The organism is Arthrobacter sp. R1-13, from assembly GCF_054161475.1.
In genome coordinates, this window is the sequence record NZ_CP096420.1 from 2,277,652 (window position 1) to 2,294,719 (window position 17,068).

A 17,068-nucleotide genomic window follows, 5' to 3' on the forward strand; every position below is an offset into this window, starting at 1 on the left:
GCCGGATAAGTCGTATTTATTGACCCGCTTCTTTGCTGGCCAGATAGGCCTCCACTGCCGCACCAAGATCATCGGCGTTCGGCAGCTGGTCGTTCTCGTCGGCCAGCAGCGATCGGCGGACCGTGCCTTCAGCCTTCTCGTCATACCGCGACTCCAAGCGCGACACGACATTCTGCACTTCTTCAGACGCCTCAATCTGCTCGGCAATCTGCCTCCCGACTTCACGACCCGCTTCACGAAGCCGGTCCGTCGGAAGCATCAGCGACATCGCTGCGCCGAGGTATTCAAATCCTGCGACAGCCGCGGGAGGATACTCCGCCTCGGCGAGATAGTGGGGAACATGGATAACGTATCCAGCCACCTTGCGCCCGGCCTCTGTCAGCCTGAGTTCGAGAATGTGACCCACTGCGGCGGGCACCTCAACTGTGGGCTTCCAAACCGAAATGCCCTCGATGAGTTCCGGCCTGTTGCCGTGAACCGTTACTCCCACGGGCCGGGTATGCGGTACCGGCATGGGAATGGAGTGGATCCAGGTGACGAGGTTTACCTCAAGCTGCTCCACAATGTGCAGCACTGCACGGGCGAACCTTTCCCACTGAAGGTCCGGTTCGAACCCTGCCAGCAACAGAAACGGCTTTCCCAGACCATCAACAAGCCTGTACAGCGAGAGGCTCGGTGCCTGGTAATCCTGCAAATGGTCCTCCACGAAGCTGACGTGGGGGCGCCTGGACCTGTAGTCGATGAGCTGGTCCGCGTCGAAGACAGCCACGGGTTCCGATTCCAGCGTTTCGAGGAGTTCGGTGGTGATCTGCTTGACCACATGACCGGCATCGGCAAAGCCGGTGAACCCCATGACCATGTCCAACCCGCGGTTCGCGGGGTCGTGGAACAGCTCGCTGTCGCTTGCATAAAGCGCATGGGGGTCCAGCAGCGAGCCGGATATCCGTTCAAGCATGGCATGTTCCTTTCACAGTTGCGGTGGGGAGGAGGTGACACCGCACGGGGCGGGCCGGAGGACCGGCACGCCGGACTAATCTTTACAACGTCGAAGAAGCGCCAAGCATTCCTCCCGCCCGATGTGCCGCACATCTCACGGAATTCAGTACGCACCCCAGTGAGAGGCTACGATCGGAACTGGCCCAACATCCGGCAGGAAGACTCCGGATTGCGTCACAAACCGATGCTGGCCGGTCCCCCGGCAGGGGCACCCAACATGTACTCCCTGCCAAGAAATCACAGAGAATTGAGGACTGATCCTCGTGGTCAAGAATACTGAGATCAAACTTAGCGCCATCGCCCGGGACCTGAAAAAATCCCCCAGCGAAGCCCTTGTCATCGGCGTGGGGCAGGGACCGGACGGTCCCGTCCTCCTTGAGAACCCGTTGACGGCGAAGTCGGCCGAAGCCCTCGCCGAATCGCTGAAGGTTCTTGGGGTCACCGGAGCCGCAGACCAGTTGATCCGTCTTCCGGGCCTTCCCGAGACAGGTGCCTCTTTGCTGGTATTGACCGGCCTGGGCAAAGTGCGCGATGGCCAGAAGATCTCCGAGGAGTCACTGCGCCGGGCGGCCGGGTCAGCTGTCCGCCAGCTCGCCGGGCTCTCCAGCGTCACTATTGCGTTCCCGACGGCGGCCCTCGGCGACGTCGCTGCCATCGCCGAAGGTGCCTCCTTCGGCGCCTACTCCTTCACAGAGCACCGTTCAGAGAAAAACGGACTCAAGGACCCGGTGAAGACCGCAGTCATCTTCACCGAACTCGCTGGCGACAAGGAACTCCCCCACGCGTTAGAACGGGCATCACTCATCGGGAAGGCAGTCAACGCAACCCGGTCCCTGGTCAACCAGCCGCCAAGCCATCTCTACCCGGAGTCGTTCGCAGAGGCGGTGAAGGAGTTGTCCAAGGGCCTGCCTGTCAAGGTGACGGTGTGGGACGAAAAGCGTCTGGAGAAGGAAGGCTTCGGCGGCATCATGGGCGTCGGCAAGGGCTCTGCCCGTCAACCGCGCCTGGTCAAGGTCGAATATTCTCCGGCGAAGGCGACGGCGAAAATTGCCTTGGTGGGCAAAGGCATCACTTTCGACACCGGCGGAATCTCCATCAAGCCGGCCCTTGGCATGGGTGACATGAAGAGCGATATGGCCGGCGCCGCCGTCGTACTCAACACAGTCCTGGCGCTCGCAGGGCTCGGTCTGCCGGTCAAGGCGACCGCATGGCTGTGCATTGCCGAGAACATGCCCTCAGGCGCTGCCTCCCGTCCCGCCGACGTCCTGAAGATGTTTGGCGGCAAGACCGTCGAAGTGCTGAACACCGATGCCGAGGGCCGCCTGGTAATGGCGGACGGTATCGTCGCGGCAAGCCAGGAGTACCCGGACGCGATCATTGATGTTGCAACACTGACAGGCGCGCAACTGATCGCACTCGGTAACCGGACGGCCGGCGTCATGGGATCGGACAGTGTCACCGCGCCGCTGAAGGCCGCCGCCGACCGCGCCGGCGAGCTGGTCTGGCCGATGCCGCTGCCCGAAGAACTGCGCCCCAGCCTGGACTCCCAGGTTGCCGACCTCGCCAATATCGGTGAACGTCACGGCGGCATGATGACCGCAGCGGTGTTCCTGCAGGAGTTCGTGGGCAAGGGCAAGGACGGCGAGCCTATTCCATGGGCCCACATCGACATTGCCGGCCCGTCCTTTAACAACGGCAGTCCCTATGGCTACACCCCCAAACAGGGCACCGGCTGCACCGTCCGAACATTGGTTGCCTATGCCGAGGACCTCCTGGCCGCGTCAGCCTAGTTGGACTACTGATCCGGGTGTGCCGGTTTTCGGGAGAGACTGCAACCGGCACACTCGACTGCCACCCGGGCCGGCCCTCGTGGTGAGGCACCCCCTGAAAACGCTTGAGCGTCTCTAAAACTGAGGGGCAAAGCTAAAACATTCATGTTGTTAGGATCAGAAGTCCGCCGGCAGGCACGGGGCGGGGATTTTCGCCGGAGAACGCTTCGTACAGAGTTGAGGTCAATAAATGGTCCTTCAGGATCGCGCCAAAGCAACCCGTGAGGCGATCATTGCAGGCGCGGCTGCCGTCTTTGAAGAGCACGGCTACGGCAACGCAAGCCTGACCCAGGTGTCCCAGGCGGCCAAAGTGACTAAGGGAGCCCTCTACTTTCATTTCCAAAGCAAGGAAGACCTTGCCCGTGCAGTGATCGAAGAACAGCACCGGATAGTTCTCGCGGAGGGCCAGGCCATCCTGGCTGAAAGCCGTCCGGCACTGACAACGATGATCCTGATGTGCCGGGCGTTCGGACTCAAGCTCATCCATGAACCGGTAGTCAGGGCCGGCATCCGACTCACGCTGGAAGCGACCGCTTTCGGACAACCTGTGCGCGGACCCTATGAGGACTGGATCGACGCCATGGGACATCTGGCAGAACAGGCCCGGGAGGAGAAGCAGATCCGGTCATCCGTTACTGCTGCCGCCTTTGCGCGCTACTTGGTCGCTTCCTTCACAGGGGTCCAGATGGTGTCCGGGATCCTGACCGACCGGCGGGACGTCATGCAACGCATCGAAGAGATGTGGTCCATCCTTTTGCCCGGAATCATGCACGAGGACTATGACGAGGACCCCATGGCTCTCGCGGCTCTTATCTCAGGTAAATAACGATCCGCCCATAAACCGGTCAACCATATTGTTTTAGACCCCGGTTGCGCATACCCTCGTCTAGGTACCAATGATTCCCGGCCAGCCATGATGGGGGCCTGGAACGAAGTCTGTGTGCCGGCGCAAGCTTTGGGGGGCGTCGGCAACGCCTGGATCAAGCCGGGCTGTACCGTGATCCGCCTTCCTCGCGGGTCTGCTGGCGGGCAAGCCATTGATGGCCCAGCCCTTCGCAGGCCCGCGACAGGTGTGCCATCGCCCCCGCGTCCGCCGATGTTGAACCTCCCGGCCCTCTGATCCCTTCGACACAAAGCTGCGTGACACTGACCACAAGCGCTCCACAAACGCCGCTCCAAGGTGGAGCATGGATAAGTGGTTCGCTAAGGTGAACTTTGGTAGTCACAAATGCAAGAGAACCTGCCTGCTGGCATAATCACGGCAGAACAAGTTCCAAGACCAGATGATGCGTACTCTCGCGTCATCGTTCACGCGAGGGAGCGTTTTAGTGGCCGATCAGGCAACTGCGCAAGAATTCGACATCCTGGTACTCGGTGGTGGCAGCGGCGGATACGCCACCGCCCTGCGTGCTGTTCAGCTCGGCTTCACTGTTGGGCTGGTTGAAAAAGCCAAGCTCGGTGGAACCTGCCTCCACAACGGCTGTATTCCCACCAAGGCACTCCTGCACTCCGCTGAATTGGCAGATCATGCCCGCGATGCCTCAAAGTACGGGGTCAACGTGACCCTTGACAGCATCGACATGACTGCGGTCAACGCCTACAAAGACGGCATCATCGCCGGAAAATTCAAGGGCCTGCAGGGACTCATCAAGTCCAAAGGCATCACCGTTATCGAGGGTGAAGGCAAGCTCCAGGGCACCGACACCATTGTCGTGAACGGAACAGCCTACAAGGGCAAGAATATCGTGCTGGCCACAGGCTCGTACTCCCGCTCCCTGCCGGGGCTGGAAATCGGCGGACGCGTCATCACCTCCGACGAAGCTTTGACCATGGACTACATCCCCAAGAGCGTCATCGTTCTGGGCGGCGGCGTCATCGGCGTCGAATTCGCTTCAGTCTGGAAGTCGTTCGGAGTTGACGTCACCATCGTCGAAGGCCTGCCTTCGCTGGTTCCCAACGAGGACGCCGCCATCGTCAAGCACCTTGAGCGTGCCTTCAAGAAGCGGGGCATCAAGTTCTCCACCGGCACCTTCTTCCAGGGAGTCGAGCAGGACGAAAACGGTGTCAAGGTCACGCTGGTCGATGGCCAAACCTTCGAGGCCGAACTGCTCCTGGTAGCAGTCGGTCGCGGACCGGTTACTGCCAACCTCGGCTACGAGGACGCCGGCGTCACCATTGATCGCGGTTTTGTCATCACCAACGAGCGCCTGCACACCGGCGTTGGCAACATCTATGCCATTGGCGACATTGTCCCAGGGGTCCAGCTGGCGCACCGCGGTTACCAGCAGGGCATTTTCGTGGCCGAGGAAATCGCTGGATTGAAGCCAGTGATCGTCGAGGATGTCAACATCCCCAAGGTCACCTACTGCGATCCCGAAATCGCGACGGTCGGCTACACGGAAAAGGCCGCCAAGGAGAGGTTCGGCGACGACCAGGTCCAGACCCAGGAATACAACCTTGCCGGCAACGGCAAGAGCTCCATCCTGGGCACTAGCGGCATCGTTAAACTGGTCCGCCAGAAGGACGGCCCCGTCGTCGGTGTCCACATGATCGGTGCGCGCATGGGCGAGCAGGTCGGCGAGGCCCAGCTGATCGTGAACTGGGAAGCCTACCCGGAGGACGTGGCCCAGCTGGTACACGCCCACCCGACGCAGAATGAGTCACTGGGCGAGGCCCATCTTGCTCTGGCAGGCAAGCCCCTTCACGGCTAATCATCCCGCAAGGCAACAGGGTTTAGTGCACCCGGCAGTAACTGCTGCGTGCACTAAGCTCGAACAACGCAGCAGCAACCATCCGCACTAAAGATCAATAAGGAGAACGGGGACGATATGTCTGAATCCGTTAACTTGCCCGCCCTCGGTGAGAGCGTCACTGAAGGAACCGTTACGCGCTGGCTTAAGCAGGTAGGTGACCGGGTAGAAGTGGACGAGCCGCTGCTCGAAGTATCCACTGACAAAGTAGACACCGAAATCCCCTCTCCGATCGCCGGTGTGATCGAGGAAATTCTCGTTGCCGAAGACGAGACCGCCGAAGTAGGTGCGCCCCTGGTCCGAATCGGGGACGGCTCTTCTTCGAACGGCGCGGTGGCTCCGGCCGCTGCAGAGGAAGCACCCGCTGCTGAGGCTGAGGCACCGGCCGCTGAAGCGCAGGCAGCACCTGCCGCAGAGGCGCCTGCCGCTGAGTCAGCCCCGGCGGCTCAGGCGCCGGAAGCTGGAGCTGCACCGGCTGTTGGCGGCGAGGGCCATGAAGTCACACTTCCGGCCCTGGGCGAAAGCGTCACTGAGGGTACGGTGACCCGCTGGCTCAAGGCTATCGGTGACAGCGTCGAAGTTGACGAGCCGCTGCTCGAGGTCTCGACCGACAAGGTGGACACTGAAATTCCGTCGCCTGTGGCCGGAACCCTTCAGGAAATCCGTGTTAACGAGGACGAGACCGCCGAGGTCGGCGCCGTCCTGGCTGTCATCGGTTCCGGAGCCGCGGCTCCGGCACAGGAACCCGCCCCTGCGGCCCCGGCACAGGAACCGGCACCTGCCCCCGAAGCAAAGCAGGAGGCACCCGCTCCTGCTGCTGCACCGGCACCCGCTGCCGAAGCCAAGCAGGAGGCACCCGCCGCCGCACCCGCACCGGCTCAGGCTCCTGCTGCGGCGGCTACCGAGCCGGCTGCAGAATCCGGCTACGTGACTCCCCTGGTCCGCAAACTGGCCAACCAGCAGGGTGTGGACATCTCCTCGCTCACGGGAACAGGCGTCGGAGGCCGGATCCGCAAGCAGGACGTGCTGGATGCAGCAGAAGCGAAGGCAGCAAGTGCAGCTCCGGCTGCTGCTCCTGCGGCGGCCGCACCTGCCGCATCGGCCCCGTCAGCTGCATCGGCTGCCGCTGCTTCCCTCCGCGGTACGGTACAGAAAGCGCCCCGCATCCGTCAGGTTATCGCCCGGCGCATGCGCGAGTCGCTTGATGTTTCGACCCAGCTGACCCAGGTCCACGAGGTGGACATGACGAAGGTTGCGAAGCTCCGGCTCAAGGCCAAGAACTCCTTCCAGGCGCAGAACGGCGTGAAGCTGACGTTCCTGCCCTTTATCGCCAAGGCTGTTGCCGAGGCGCTGAAGCAGCACCCGAAGCTGAATGCAGCCTACGACGAGGAAAAGCAGGAAATCACGTACCACAACGCCGAGCACCTGGCGATTGCCGTGGACACAGACAAGGGCCTCCTGGTTCCTGTCATCTCCGACGCCGGCAACCTGAACCTCGCCGGCCTTGCCGGCAAGATTGCCGACGTCGCCGACCGTACCCGCAACGGCAAGATCGGCCCGGACGAGCTCTCCGGCGGAACGTTCAGCATCACCAACATCGGATCGGTCGGCGCACTGTTCGACACCCCGATCATCAACCAGCCGCAGGTCGGCATCCTGGGAACTGGAGCCATCGTCAAGCGGCCTGTAGTCGTCACTGATGAGAACGGCGATGACTCACTGGCCATCCGCTCCATGATGTACCTCTCCCTGACGTACGATCACCGACTGGTCGATGGAGCAGATGCAGGTCGTTTCCTGCAGACCCTGAAGGCACGCCTCGAATCAGGTGCCTTCGAGTCTGACCTGGGGCTCTAACCCTCAGCAGGGCTGACATTTCAAGCACGGCGGCGGCGCGGGCAACGGTGGAACATCCACCAGAAGCCAGGGCCGCCGTCGTCGTTTGACCTGTAGTTTCCGGAAGCGAAACGCGCGACCGCCTTACTACAGGCCGTAGAACTCTCTGACTAGACTGATGCAATGAACATCGTCTTTGACATCATGGTCTTCCTTCACATCGTTGGCGCCGCAATGATCGTCGGCATCTGGATCGGCAACATGAAAAAGCCAACGGTCCACCCGCGGCAGTTCGACGGCGCCGCGCTGCAGCTCCTCACAGGCATCGTGATGATGGGTCTCATCCCGGCATTGGACAGGGATGCCAACTACCTGAAGCTCGGCGTCAAGATCGTGATCGCCCTTGTGGTCGCCGTCCTGGCTTTCATCGGTAGCCGCAAGTTCAAGAAAGGCGAACCAGTCAGCACGGGACTGGCACACAGCGTGGGCGGACTTGCCCTCCTGAACGTTGCCATTGCAACTCTCTGGAACTAGGTCAATATCTCCCCGGCATGTCTCCGGCGCCTGTTCTCAGGGTTGGGGCTGCCCGGCTATAGGTAAAGGTGCCGTGGCACTGCGAATGTTGAACCCAGCGGCTACGACTGGCCGCACCCTGCGGCCGTCTGCGTCGACGTCGTCACCGTTCCTGATCCCGAAACGGTGAAGTACAGCGTGCACCTCGATCTCGCCACCACGTCTGTTTGCCTTGGGGGCCACTGACGCCGACGTCGGACACGGCAATGTGCCATGGAGGGTGCCTCGCAAACACCGAGGGCAAGGAGTTCTGCGTCCTGTCTCCGGGCTGAGCGAGGAATTCACGTCCCGCAATGTATTAGTTCACAATCCTCTAACAGCGGACACTGCTGCACTTCAACTCGGGAATCCATAGGATTGACCCGGAGGGAAAAAGGCCCCAGGCCTGACCCGGTACCAATTCAAGCTGAGGAGCGGACATGGCAGCAACACGCAACGCACACACTGTATGGAACGGCGACCTGATGACGGGTTCAGGCGCAACGACTCTGGATAGCTCCGGACTGGGCACTTTCGACGTGACCTGGAAGGCCCGCACCGAAGAGGCCGAGGGCAAGACAAGCCCAGAGGAACTGATTGCCGCAGCCCACTCGTCATGCTTCTCCATGGCCTTCAGCAACATGCTTGCCAAGGCCGGGCACACCCCCGAGGAGCTGTACACCACGGCTGCGGTAACGTTTGTTCCCGGCACCGGAATCACGGGAAGTCACCTCACCGTCAATGCCAAGATTCCGGGCATCTCGGAAGAAGAGTTCCAAAAGATCGCCGCGGAAGCCAAGACCGGCTGCCCCGTTTCCGGCGCGCTGGCCAGTATCGATATCTCCCTGGAGGCGACGCTCGCCTCTTCCTGATCACAAGGCATCACGAAGATTCCTGATCCGGGCGCCGCAGCCGTGACGCACCGGGTTGGGACAGCTCAAAGGCCCCGTTGAACTGATAGTCAGGAAAGCCTGACATCAGCCCGACGGGGCCTTTGGCGTCGGCTCGAAGTCAGTCTGCCTGCTTCCGGGCAGGCAATGGAGCAGGGACCACCCGACGGTAACCTTCCCGAAGCGGCGGACGGTCCGTGGGGAGCTCCTGGATCATTTCTTTCAATGCCCCGATGCCATATTCCAACTGCGGATCGCGTCCGGCCGCGTAGGCATGGGGCGGGAACGTTACCTCGATGTCAGGGGTAACACCGAAATTCTCTATGTCCCACCCGACTCCCCCGCTGAACCAGGTGGCATACCGGGGCTGTGTCACTCCGGTGCCGTCGGCGAGCGTAAAGCGGTTGTCGATGCCCACGACGCCGCCCCAGGTCCGGGTGCCGATAACCGGCCCGATTCCCCGCAGCTTCGAAACCTGGGTGATGATGTCGCCGTCGGAACCGGCAAATTCATCCGCGAGGATCACAACCGGCCCACGCGGGGCATGGTGAGGGTAGGTACGGGGCTTCTCTCCCCGTGGCATGCTCCACCCCGTCACCTTGCGTCCGATAAGCTCGGCCACCAGCTGTGATGTGTGTCCACCTCTGTTCCGGCGAACATCCACTATCAGCCCGTCAAGGGCCGTTTCAGTGTCCAGGTCCCGGTGCAGCTGTGCCCATCCATTCGGCATCATATCCGGGATATGGAGGTAGCCAAAGGTAGCGTCAGAGGCCTCCCTGACGGTGCGCCGGTTGGCGGTTACCCATTCCTGGTAGCGCAGCCGCTCCTCGTCCTTCACTGGAACTACAGCGATCCGTCTCTGGTGTCCTGTCGCGTCACCGTGACCGGCGCCGTTGAGGATGGTCAGCTCCACGGCCCGTCCAGCGGCGCCCACCAGCTGGATGGCCGGCGTGAGAGTCTCAGAAAGTTCGACGCCGTCGATGGCCAGGATCACGTCCCCGGCTTTGGCATCGGCTCCTGGACGTGTCAATGGTGACGTGGCGAGGGGATCCGACGATTCACCGGCGAGTATCCGGGTTATTTCCCACCCCTGCCCGGTGAAGGCGAGATCTGCACCCAGGCGGCCCTGCCCGTTGCTGCCGTTTTCGGTGACAGCGGCCGGACGCACATAGGCATGTGACGTGCCAAGTTCACCGTGGAGTTCCCACAGGAGGTCCACAAGATCATCGTGTGACCCCAGACGATCCACAATGGGGCGATACCGGCTGTGCACGGACTCCCAGTCCTGGCCGGCCATGTCCTCAGCCCAGAAGAAGTCACGCTGCAGGCGCCAGGCTTCATCAAAAGCCTGTGCCCAAACACTCACAGGATCCATCAGCACCCGGACCCTGCCCAGATCCACGGAGACCAGCTTGCCGGATTCTTCATCCGCCTTGGCCCCTGACGGCGCGACCTTGACGGCTTTCTCGTGGACGAATACCACCTTCTTCCGGTCTCCGGACAGGGTGTAACGGTCCAGCGAGTCGACGATCGTGGCGTCCTTGCGGGTGCTCAGGTCAAAACGCACCAGCCGAGGCGTGGGTTTCTTGTCTTCGAGCGTTGCCCTGCCGTCCCCCGTCGCTCCGGCAAGGGGGCTGTCCATCCAAAGCAACCCACCGTCGGTTGCCGAGAGAGCGGAATAGTTGCCTTGCGGAATGGGGACGCTGATCACACGGTGGGCCAACCCGTCCGGGTCCACCCTCACCTCGGGAGCCTCCGCTCCTTCCGCCGTCGGATCGTCGCCGTCAGAATTCGGCGCTTCGCCGCCGTCCTGCAGATCCACCGTCGGCCCAAAAGGCGAAGGGGTGGCGGCTGCCAGCGCCACAAGATAGGGCTTGATGGGACTCGGGAAGGACAGGTCGAAGGAATGTCCGTCGTAAACAGGGTCAAAACTGCGGTTGGAGAGGAACGCGAGGAACTTACCGTCAGGCGTGAACGACGGCGACTCGTCCCGGAAGCGCCCATCAGTGACGCTGATGACTTCCATGCGATCAGTCGAAACGCGGGCCATCCTGATCCGGCTCCGGGATCCGAAGGAGGTCACCGGCTCGGACCACCCCAGCCACGAGGAGTCCGCCGACCAGCATAGGCCTTCTATGGTGCCCTCGCCGATGCTGGTAACGAGTGACAAAGAACCCGCACGGGTGTCCGCCAGATAGACGTCGCCAAAGGCGGTGCCCACGGCGAGCCATCGTCCGTCCGGGCTGGCCTCCAGGGCGCTGGCGCGTGTGGGCTTCGGGAAGTCAATGCGCAAGGCCTGTGTCGCGGGGACACTCGAAGCAGCCGATGGCCCGGCAGACCCGCCAGCAACATCAGCATCCTCAAAAGCGTCGTGCTGGCGGCCTTCAGCCGGGAGGCCGGCAGGCGGGCTCTCGTGACCCGCCCCAACCGGGCGGTTCAGGCCGGCAGCCGACACGGGGCTGGGCAGCACGGTTCCCTTGCTTTGCCCGGAATTGGCCTTGGCGGCCTTAATTCCGGCCGGGGCCGGGACGAGCAGGCCGGCGATGGCCTTAACGTAAAGGGCCTCAACCCCGCCATGATCAGCAACATAGGCGATCCGCCCATCCGTCAGCGGCCGCGGAAGCCGTCCACGCACTCCGGGTGTGGCTTCAATGATTCGCGAGGGGCCGTCTTTGTGCCGGAGCCAGTGGATGGTTCCATGGGCTTCAACAGCGCTTGATGTTCCCGTATGATCCGGAATCACTTCCCCAAGATGCTTCGCTGTCTTAAGGAGCGAGCTGCGTCGGGACTGGGACGCCGAGCCCAGCGAGATGTCCAGCCTCACGGCCTCCGAGGCAAGGTCAGGCAGAACCCACAGCTCGCCTGCCGATTCAAAGATGATGCGCTTTCCATCAGTGGCCGCGTGGCGGGCGTAGAAGTCCTCGTGGTCCGTGTGCCTGCGAAGGTCAGCCCCGTTCGGCAGCACTGAATACAGGTTCCCGTACCCTTCATGGTCTGACAGAAAAGCGATCCGTCCGTCCACCCACATGGGGTCAGTAAGGTTCCCGTCAATCTCCGGAAGAAGCCTTTCGAACTCGCCGTTTCCGTCATCATCGATCCACAGTTTGCCGGCTGTTCCGCCACGGTAGCGTTTCCACCAGGCGGGCTCCCGCGACAACACGCTGGCCAGCACGACCGGCCGCTCGTCGCCGATTTCCGGGCCAAAGGCCACGGACTCTACTGGCCCGAACGGAAGCTCCTCCGCCCAGCCGCCATCCAAGGGCACACTGTAGGCGTGGGTATGACGCCCTTCAGCCTGGCGGAAAGCACTAGTGACGACGACGTCACCGGTTGCCGTAAATCCCTTGACGCGCGTGGTGGCGTGTCCGAAGTACGTCAACTGACGGTAACCGCCGCCGTCGACATCGGACGTGACCACTTCCGGGTTGGTACCCTGCACCACTGTCCACACCAGCCGCTTGCCGTCCGGAGTGAACCGGGGATTGCGGGCGGGCAACTGAAGAGACGAGACCCGCCAGGCGCGGCCCCCTCCCAGAGGTGCAATCCAGACGTCGTCCTCGGCCACGAAGGTGATCAGGTCGCCGTGCAGATGCGGGAAACGTAAATAGCTCGAAGAGGTCATCAGTTGATCATAGTCAAAGTCCTGCACTCAACTGTCATGGACTGACACGCATCCGGCGGACGTCTTCCCGTGGTGAGATTGCACATGCAGATAGTCATTTCAGGTGCTTCAGGGCTTATTGGAAGCGCACTGATCCGCAGCCTCCGCGGGAACGGTCACAATGTTCGGACCCTCGTTCGCAGGCCGCCCGCCTCAGCCTCGGAAATACGATGGGATCCTTCGCAGGGTGTTCTCGACCCGAGTGCCATCGAGGGTTCAGACGCCATCATCAATCTCTCTGGCGCGGGAATCGGTGACAGGCTCTGGACTCATGCCAGGATCCGGGAACTGTCTGCCTCACGGGTCCTGTCCACCCGAACCCTTGTCAAAGGAATGAAACAGCTGGGGTCTCCGCCCTCCGTCTTCATCAGCCAGTCGGCTTCCGGCTACTACGGGGATGCCGGCGCAACCATCCTCAGCGAAGAATCACCGGCCGGAAGCGGAGTCTTGGCCAGGCTCTGCCTCGAATGGGAAGCGGCAGCCACCGAAGCCCCACACGGTGTCCGTGTAATCACACCGCGGACGGGAGTAGTGCTCAGCCCGGCTGGAGGAGCCTTGGGCAAGCTGCTTCCGCTCCTGCGGCTCGGGCTGGGAGGCCCGTTGGGCAACGGCCGGCAGTATTGGCCGTGGGTAACCCTTCCCGACGTCGTGTCCGCCTTTTCGTTCCTTCTTCGGTCGCCGCTCGCGGGACCCGTCAATCTGGCAGCACCGCACGCGGCCGAGCTCCACTCCCTTATTTCCCATCTGGGGTCCGCGCTGAACCGGCCGGCGCTTTTGAGGGTTCCAGCGCCCCTCCTGCGCCTCGGCATGGGCAAGCTGGCGGATGAACTCCTGCTGGCAAGCCAGCGGCTCGATCCCGTGGTGCTCACGTCAGCCGGTTTCCAATGGCAACATCCATCGGTGAAGGACGCAGCCAGATGGATCGCAGGCCGTCAGGTGGGAGGCAGGATCTCCTGAATGCGCCATCGGCCGTCCACCAGAAGCAGGACCAGCCGGAGTTGTTCCTCACCGCCGGCCGCCAGATTGGCCACCAAAGCACCTGAAGCATCCAGTTCCTGATAGGCGGATGTGGACGCAGTAATGCTGAGAACTGCCCGATCGGCCGTGCTTTCGCGCTCAGTGTCTACCTTGGAGAGTGTGGTGGTGAAACCTGCCAGCCTGTGGCCGGACCTGGCCAGCACCGCAACAGTCCTGGCGTCAGCCTCCGCCGCATCGGAACCCTTAACATTGACTTGGTTCAGCAGTTCGTGTCTGCCGGAGCTGAATGCTGTTGATCGCAGCCAGGCTAACCCCCGCGCCGCCTGGTCGGGCGCGCTGGAATCAATCTGCTCACGGATCTCCTGAGGCATTTCCGCTGGGAGGTTTCCGGGAACGCCAGCGGAACTCTCTGCAGCGGAGCCTGCCTCATCGCCGGCTCCCCCGGCCCGCGGTGAAACAATCCCTGCTTCTGGCCAGGAGGCCAAGGCAGCCCCAAAAACTTCGGGCAGCCACCAGTTGATACCCGCGCCTGTCGACAACAGCAGCAGGGCGATGCCGGCAAGGCGAAGCGGCCGGGGACTCCTTCGCCTGCAGGCTGTCCGCCGTCCACGCCTGGTCTCCTGACTTGCACTGGCTGTTGCCGATGGGCGCGACTCCAAAAGATTTGCCGGACCGGAAGGAGGTCCTTTGCGTGCCGGATGCCTTGGGAACCGGCGCCTCCACTCCCGGTACCGCCGCATCCATTCCCTGTACCCGATGAAACGGACCAAAGGATGATCCTGGGGAGGCAGGCTCCTTCGCGTCAGCAGTTCCGGAATCACGGTGGGGTGGACGGAGGCGGCAAGATCGACAGGAGCTGCTTCCGCGCTTCGATACACTGCTGTCGCGAACTCGCGTGCGGTGGGGCGCAGTCGTCGCTCATCATGAAGTGCGGCTTCAAGCGCCGCTGCAAGCTCCGGCGGCGCATCCTGCAGCAAAAGTGTCAGAGGGGGCCTGCGGGAAGTCTTCGGCGGCGGGTTTCCGGTCAGGCAGTACCAACCGACAGCGGCAAGGGAATATACATCCCGCTCCGGCTGAAGTCCGGCCCTGAGGGTGTGGTCCGGTGCAGGATCCTTGAAGCCCAAGGTGCCGTGTCCTGAAACGGCTACGGCATCCCCGACCATTTTGCTGACACCGAGGTCTGCCAGCAGAGGCTTACCCTCTGCGGAAAACAGGACATTGCCCGGTGAGACGTCCGAGTGCGTGAATCCCTGGCTGTGAAGGTATGCCAGAGCTTGGGCCATAGGCGTCAGGACGGTGACCGTTTCGCCAACAGTGAGCTTTCCCCGTGTTGCCACCAGTTCAGCAAGAGAGCCACCCGCGGCAAAATCCATGACCAGACCCAAGCTGCCGTCACCAACGCCTCCGAGCCTGACGACGTCGTACGCCCTGACAAGATGGGGGTGATCCAGGGCCGACAGGATACGGATCTCACGGCGAATGGATTCCTCTTTGGAGACGTCATCAGAAGCATCCTCCATGCATTTCAGGGCAAAGCTGCGGCCCGTCGCTTTCTCGCTGACGAGCCAGACGGCAGCTGAAGCGCCTTTGCCCAGTTGACGCCCCACCTCGTAGCCGGACACCAAAGGCCTTGTGTCCCCAATGTCGGCGGCAGCCAGGGCAGGGCGCGTAACGAACGATTCCCCGCCAGTTTCCATGCTGATCTCCGGCCTGGCCCGCTGGAATTTATCCATAGTCAAGGAATAGCCGATTCCGCAGAATCCCGCAGAAGTTATCCACAGCCCCCTCTGTTGCGGTGAGAGCTTAAGCACAGAACCGGGCACGACGGCGGACGGGGTCTAAGCTGTTAGGCATGACTCTTGAGTTTTCCCAGCTGGGTCTGGCCCCGGATTTCGTTGACTACACGCGTGCTTGGGAAATCCAGCGCGAACTCCACGACAACGTCGTCGCCGGCAAAGCACCCAGCACAGTCCTCCTCCTCGAGCACTCCCCCGTTTACACAGCGGGCAAGCGTACTGAGGAACATGAACGTCCCTTCGATGGGACACCGGTGGTACCGGTAGACCGCGGGGGCAAGCTCACCTGGCACGGTCCGGGCCAGCTGGTAGGTTACCCCATCATCAAGCTGAAGAACCCTGCAGGTATCCGCGACTATGTGGAACGCCTTGAAGCAGTAATCATCGCCGTTCTGTCGGACTACGGCCTGAAGGTGGAACGAATCAAGGGACGGGCAGGTGTCTGGATCGACCAGGACGAGAAGGGCCCGGCCCGCAAAATCGCCGCGATCGGGATCCGTGTCAGCGACGGCGTGACAATGCACGGCTTTGCCATCAACTGCAACAACGATCTGGCACCCTATGGCCAGATCATTGCCTGCGGTATCACTGACGCCGGCGTGACCACGATCGCCCAGGAAATCGGCAGAGACGTAGCTCCGGCGGATCTCGTTTCGCGGATCACGGAAGAACTGCGCAAGAATGAAGACGCCCTAGTTGCGATTCCCGAAGGAGCTCTACTGTGACACTGGCACCAGAAGGCCGGAAAATGCTGCGCATCGAGCAGCGCAACTCGGCCACACCGGTGGAGCGGAAACCGGAGTGGATCAAAGCGAAGGTTCAAATGGGACCGGAATTCGTTAACCTCAAGAACCTGGTGAAGAAGGAAGGCCTCCACACGGTCTGTGAAGAAGCAGGCTGCCCCAACATTTTCGAATGCTGGGAGGACAAGGAAGCGACCTTCCTGATTGGCGGCTCCGAATGCACCCGGCGCTGCGATTTCTGCCAGATTGACACAGGGAAGCCATCGCCGGTGGACATCTTCGAACCCACCAAGGTTGCGCGGTCGGTCCAGTCGATGCAACTGCGCTACGCCACGGTCACGGGCGTCGCGCGCGACGACCTCGAAGATGAAGGCGTGTGGCTGTACGCGGAAACAGTCCGCAAGATCCATGAACTTAACCCGGGCACCGGCGTCGAACTGCTGATCCCGGACTTCTCCGGAAAGCCGGAGCACATCGAGGCGATCTGCGATTCCAAGCCTGAGGTGTTCGCCCACAACGTGGAGACCGTACCGCGCATTTTCAAGCGCATCCGGCCAGCGTTCCGTTACGACCGTTCGCTGGACGTCATCACGCAGGGCCGTAAGCTCGGCATGGTCACAAAGTCGAACCTCATCCTCGGAATGGGCGAAACACGGGAAGAGATTTCCGAAGCCCTCAAGGACCTGCACGACGCCGGCTGCGACCTCATCACCATCACGCAGTACCTGCGGCCAAGCGAACGCCACCTTCCGGTGGACCGCTGGGTCAAGCCGCAGGAGTTTGTAGACCTGCAGCAGGAAGCGGATGAGATCGGCTTCCTGGGAGTCATGAGCGGACCGCTGGTGCGGTCCTCGTACCGCGCCGGCCGTCTCTGGGCAACCGCAATGCGTAAAAAGGGCTGGGAAATCCCGGCCGAGCTCGCCCACATCGAGAGCTCCGGCAGCACCCGCCAGGAAGCCAGTTCGCTCATCGCAGCCCGCTCCTAGAACCGCACCCCGAACAATTGCGCAGTGGCTGAGGGCCGGATGCCGGGCTTC

The 17,068-nt window shown here is 62.1% G+C and carries 12 protein-coding genes; 9 read left to right on the forward strand and 3 right to left on the reverse strand.

Annotated elements, in window-relative coordinates; translation table 11 throughout:
- Positions 1 to 16 precede the first annotated feature (16 nt).
- The gene (locus M1D88_RS10455) at positions 17 to 955 is read right to left on the reverse strand and encodes a proteasome assembly chaperone family protein (RefSeq protein WP_458110836.1); all 939 of its coding nucleotides are present in this window, start codon (positions 953 to 955) and stop codon (positions 17 to 19) included.
- A gap of 304 nt (positions 956 to 1,259) precedes the next feature.
- On the opposite strand from M1D88_RS10455, the gene M1D88_RS10460 reads away from it, so the two are divergent.
- From M1D88_RS10460 to M1D88_RS10485, 6 genes are all read left to right on the forward strand, one after another.
- Complete coding sequence (locus tag M1D88_RS10460; RefSeq protein ID WP_458110837.1) at positions 1,260 to 2,786, forward strand: leucyl aminopeptidase; 1,527 nt, start codon at positions 1,260 to 1,262, stop codon at positions 2,784 to 2,786.
- A gap of 229 nt (positions 2,787 to 3,015) precedes the next feature.
- Positions 3,016 to 3,651 (forward strand): ScbR family autoregulator-binding transcription factor, encoded by a 636-nt coding sequence (locus tag M1D88_RS10465; RefSeq protein WP_458110838.1) that lies wholly within the window; start codon positions 3,016 to 3,018, stop codon positions 3,649 to 3,651.
- 502 nt (positions 3,652 to 4,153) lie between these two features.
- Positions 4,154 to 5,536 carry a dihydrolipoyl dehydrogenase gene (lpdA, locus tag M1D88_RS10470; RefSeq protein WP_458110839.1) on the forward strand — a complete coding sequence of 461 codons (1,383 nt, stop codon included), beginning with the start codon at positions 4,154 to 4,156 and terminating at the stop codon, positions 5,534 to 5,536.
- Positions 5,537 to 5,653: 117 nt separating this feature from the next.
- Complete coding sequence (sucB, locus tag M1D88_RS10475; protein WP_458110840.1) at positions 5,654 to 7,432, forward strand: 2-oxoglutarate dehydrogenase, E2 component, dihydrolipoamide succinyltransferase; 1,779 nt, start codon at positions 5,654 to 5,656, stop codon at positions 7,430 to 7,432.
- A gap of 162 nt (positions 7,433 to 7,594) precedes the next feature.
- Positions 7,595 to 7,945: a hypothetical protein gene (locus tag M1D88_RS10480; protein ID WP_458110841.1), complete on the forward strand. Its 351-nt coding sequence runs from the start codon at positions 7,595 to 7,597 to the stop codon at positions 7,943 to 7,945.
- A 458-nt stretch (positions 7,946 to 8,403) separates the two neighbouring features.
- The gene (locus M1D88_RS10485) at positions 8,404 to 8,835 is read left to right on the forward strand and encodes an OsmC family protein (RefSeq protein WP_458110842.1); all 432 of its coding nucleotides are present in this window, start codon (positions 8,404 to 8,406) and stop codon (positions 8,833 to 8,835) included.
- 139 nt (positions 8,836 to 8,974) lie between these two features.
- On the opposite strand, the gene M1D88_RS10490 is transcribed toward M1D88_RS10485, so the two are convergent.
- Entirely contained in the window at positions 8,975 to 12,475 is a 3,501-nt protein-coding gene (locus M1D88_RS10490; RefSeq protein WP_458110843.1) for a S41 family peptidase, read from the reverse strand.
- A gap of 84 nt (positions 12,476 to 12,559) precedes the next feature.
- Between M1D88_RS10490 and M1D88_RS10495 the strand changes: the two genes are divergently transcribed.
- Positions 12,560 to 13,471, forward strand: coding sequence for a TIGR01777 family oxidoreductase (locus tag M1D88_RS10495; protein ID WP_458110844.1), 912 nt, complete (start codon positions 12,560 to 12,562; stop codon positions 13,469 to 13,471).
- On the opposite strand, the gene M1D88_RS10500 is transcribed toward M1D88_RS10495, so the two are convergent.
- Complete coding sequence (locus tag M1D88_RS10500) at positions 13,447 to 15,225, reverse strand: protein kinase domain-containing protein (RefSeq protein WP_458110845.1); 1,779 nt, start codon at positions 15,223 to 15,225, stop codon at positions 13,447 to 13,449. The two genes, M1D88_RS10495 and M1D88_RS10500, sit on opposite strands and share 25 nt — an antisense overlap.
- A 119-nt stretch (positions 15,226 to 15,344) precedes the next feature.
- Here M1D88_RS10500 and lipB point away from each other — a divergent pair, with 119 nt between their 5' ends.
- Entirely contained in the window at positions 15,345 to 16,013 is a 669-nt protein-coding gene (gene lipB / locus M1D88_RS10505; protein WP_247045032.1) for a lipoyl(octanoyl) transferase LipB, read from the forward strand.
- On the forward strand, positions 16,010 to 17,017 hold the full coding sequence (gene lipA / locus M1D88_RS10510) for a lipoyl synthase (protein ID WP_309105583.1): 1,008 nt from the start codon (positions 16,010 to 16,012) through the stop codon (positions 17,015 to 17,017). Before lipB ends, lipA begins: the two co-directional genes overlap by 4 nt.
- Positions 17,018 to 17,068: the final 51 nt, after the last annotated feature.

What these genes read in the sequence shown, in the direction of transcription:
- M1D88_RS10455 (WP_458110836.1), bottom strand. Translation starts at nt 955, where the DNA reads ATGCTTGAACGGATATCCGGCTCGCTGCTGGACCCCCATGCGCTTTAT.
- M1D88_RS10465 (WP_458110838.1), top strand. Translation starts at nt 3,016, where the DNA reads ATGGTCCTTCAGGATCGCGCCAAAGCAACCCGTGAGGCGATCATTGCA.
- sucB (WP_458110840.1), top strand. Translation starts at nt 5,654, where the DNA reads ATGTCTGAATCCGTTAACTTGCCCGCCCTCGGTGAGAGCGTCACTGAA.
- M1D88_RS10480 (WP_458110841.1), top strand. Translation starts at nt 7,595, where the DNA reads ATGAACATCGTCTTTGACATCATGGTCTTCCTTCACATCGTTGGCGCC.
- M1D88_RS10485 (WP_458110842.1), top strand. Translation starts at nt 8,404, where the DNA reads ATGGCAGCAACACGCAACGCACACACTGTATGGAACGGCGACCTGATG.
- M1D88_RS10490 (WP_458110843.1), bottom strand. Translation starts at nt 12,475, where the DNA reads ATGACCTCTTCGAGCTATTTACGTTTCCCGCATCTGCACGGCGACCTG.
- M1D88_RS10495 (WP_458110844.1), top strand. Translation starts at nt 12,560, where the DNA reads ATGCAGATAGTCATTTCAGGTGCTTCAGGGCTTATTGGAAGCGCACTG.
- M1D88_RS10500 (WP_458110845.1), bottom strand. Translation starts at nt 15,225, where the DNA reads ATGGATAAATTCCAGCGGGCCAGGCCGGAGATCAGCATGGAAACTGGC.
- lipB (WP_247045032.1), top strand. Translation starts at nt 15,345, where the DNA reads ATGACTCTTGAGTTTTCCCAGCTGGGTCTGGCCCCGGATTTCGTTGAC.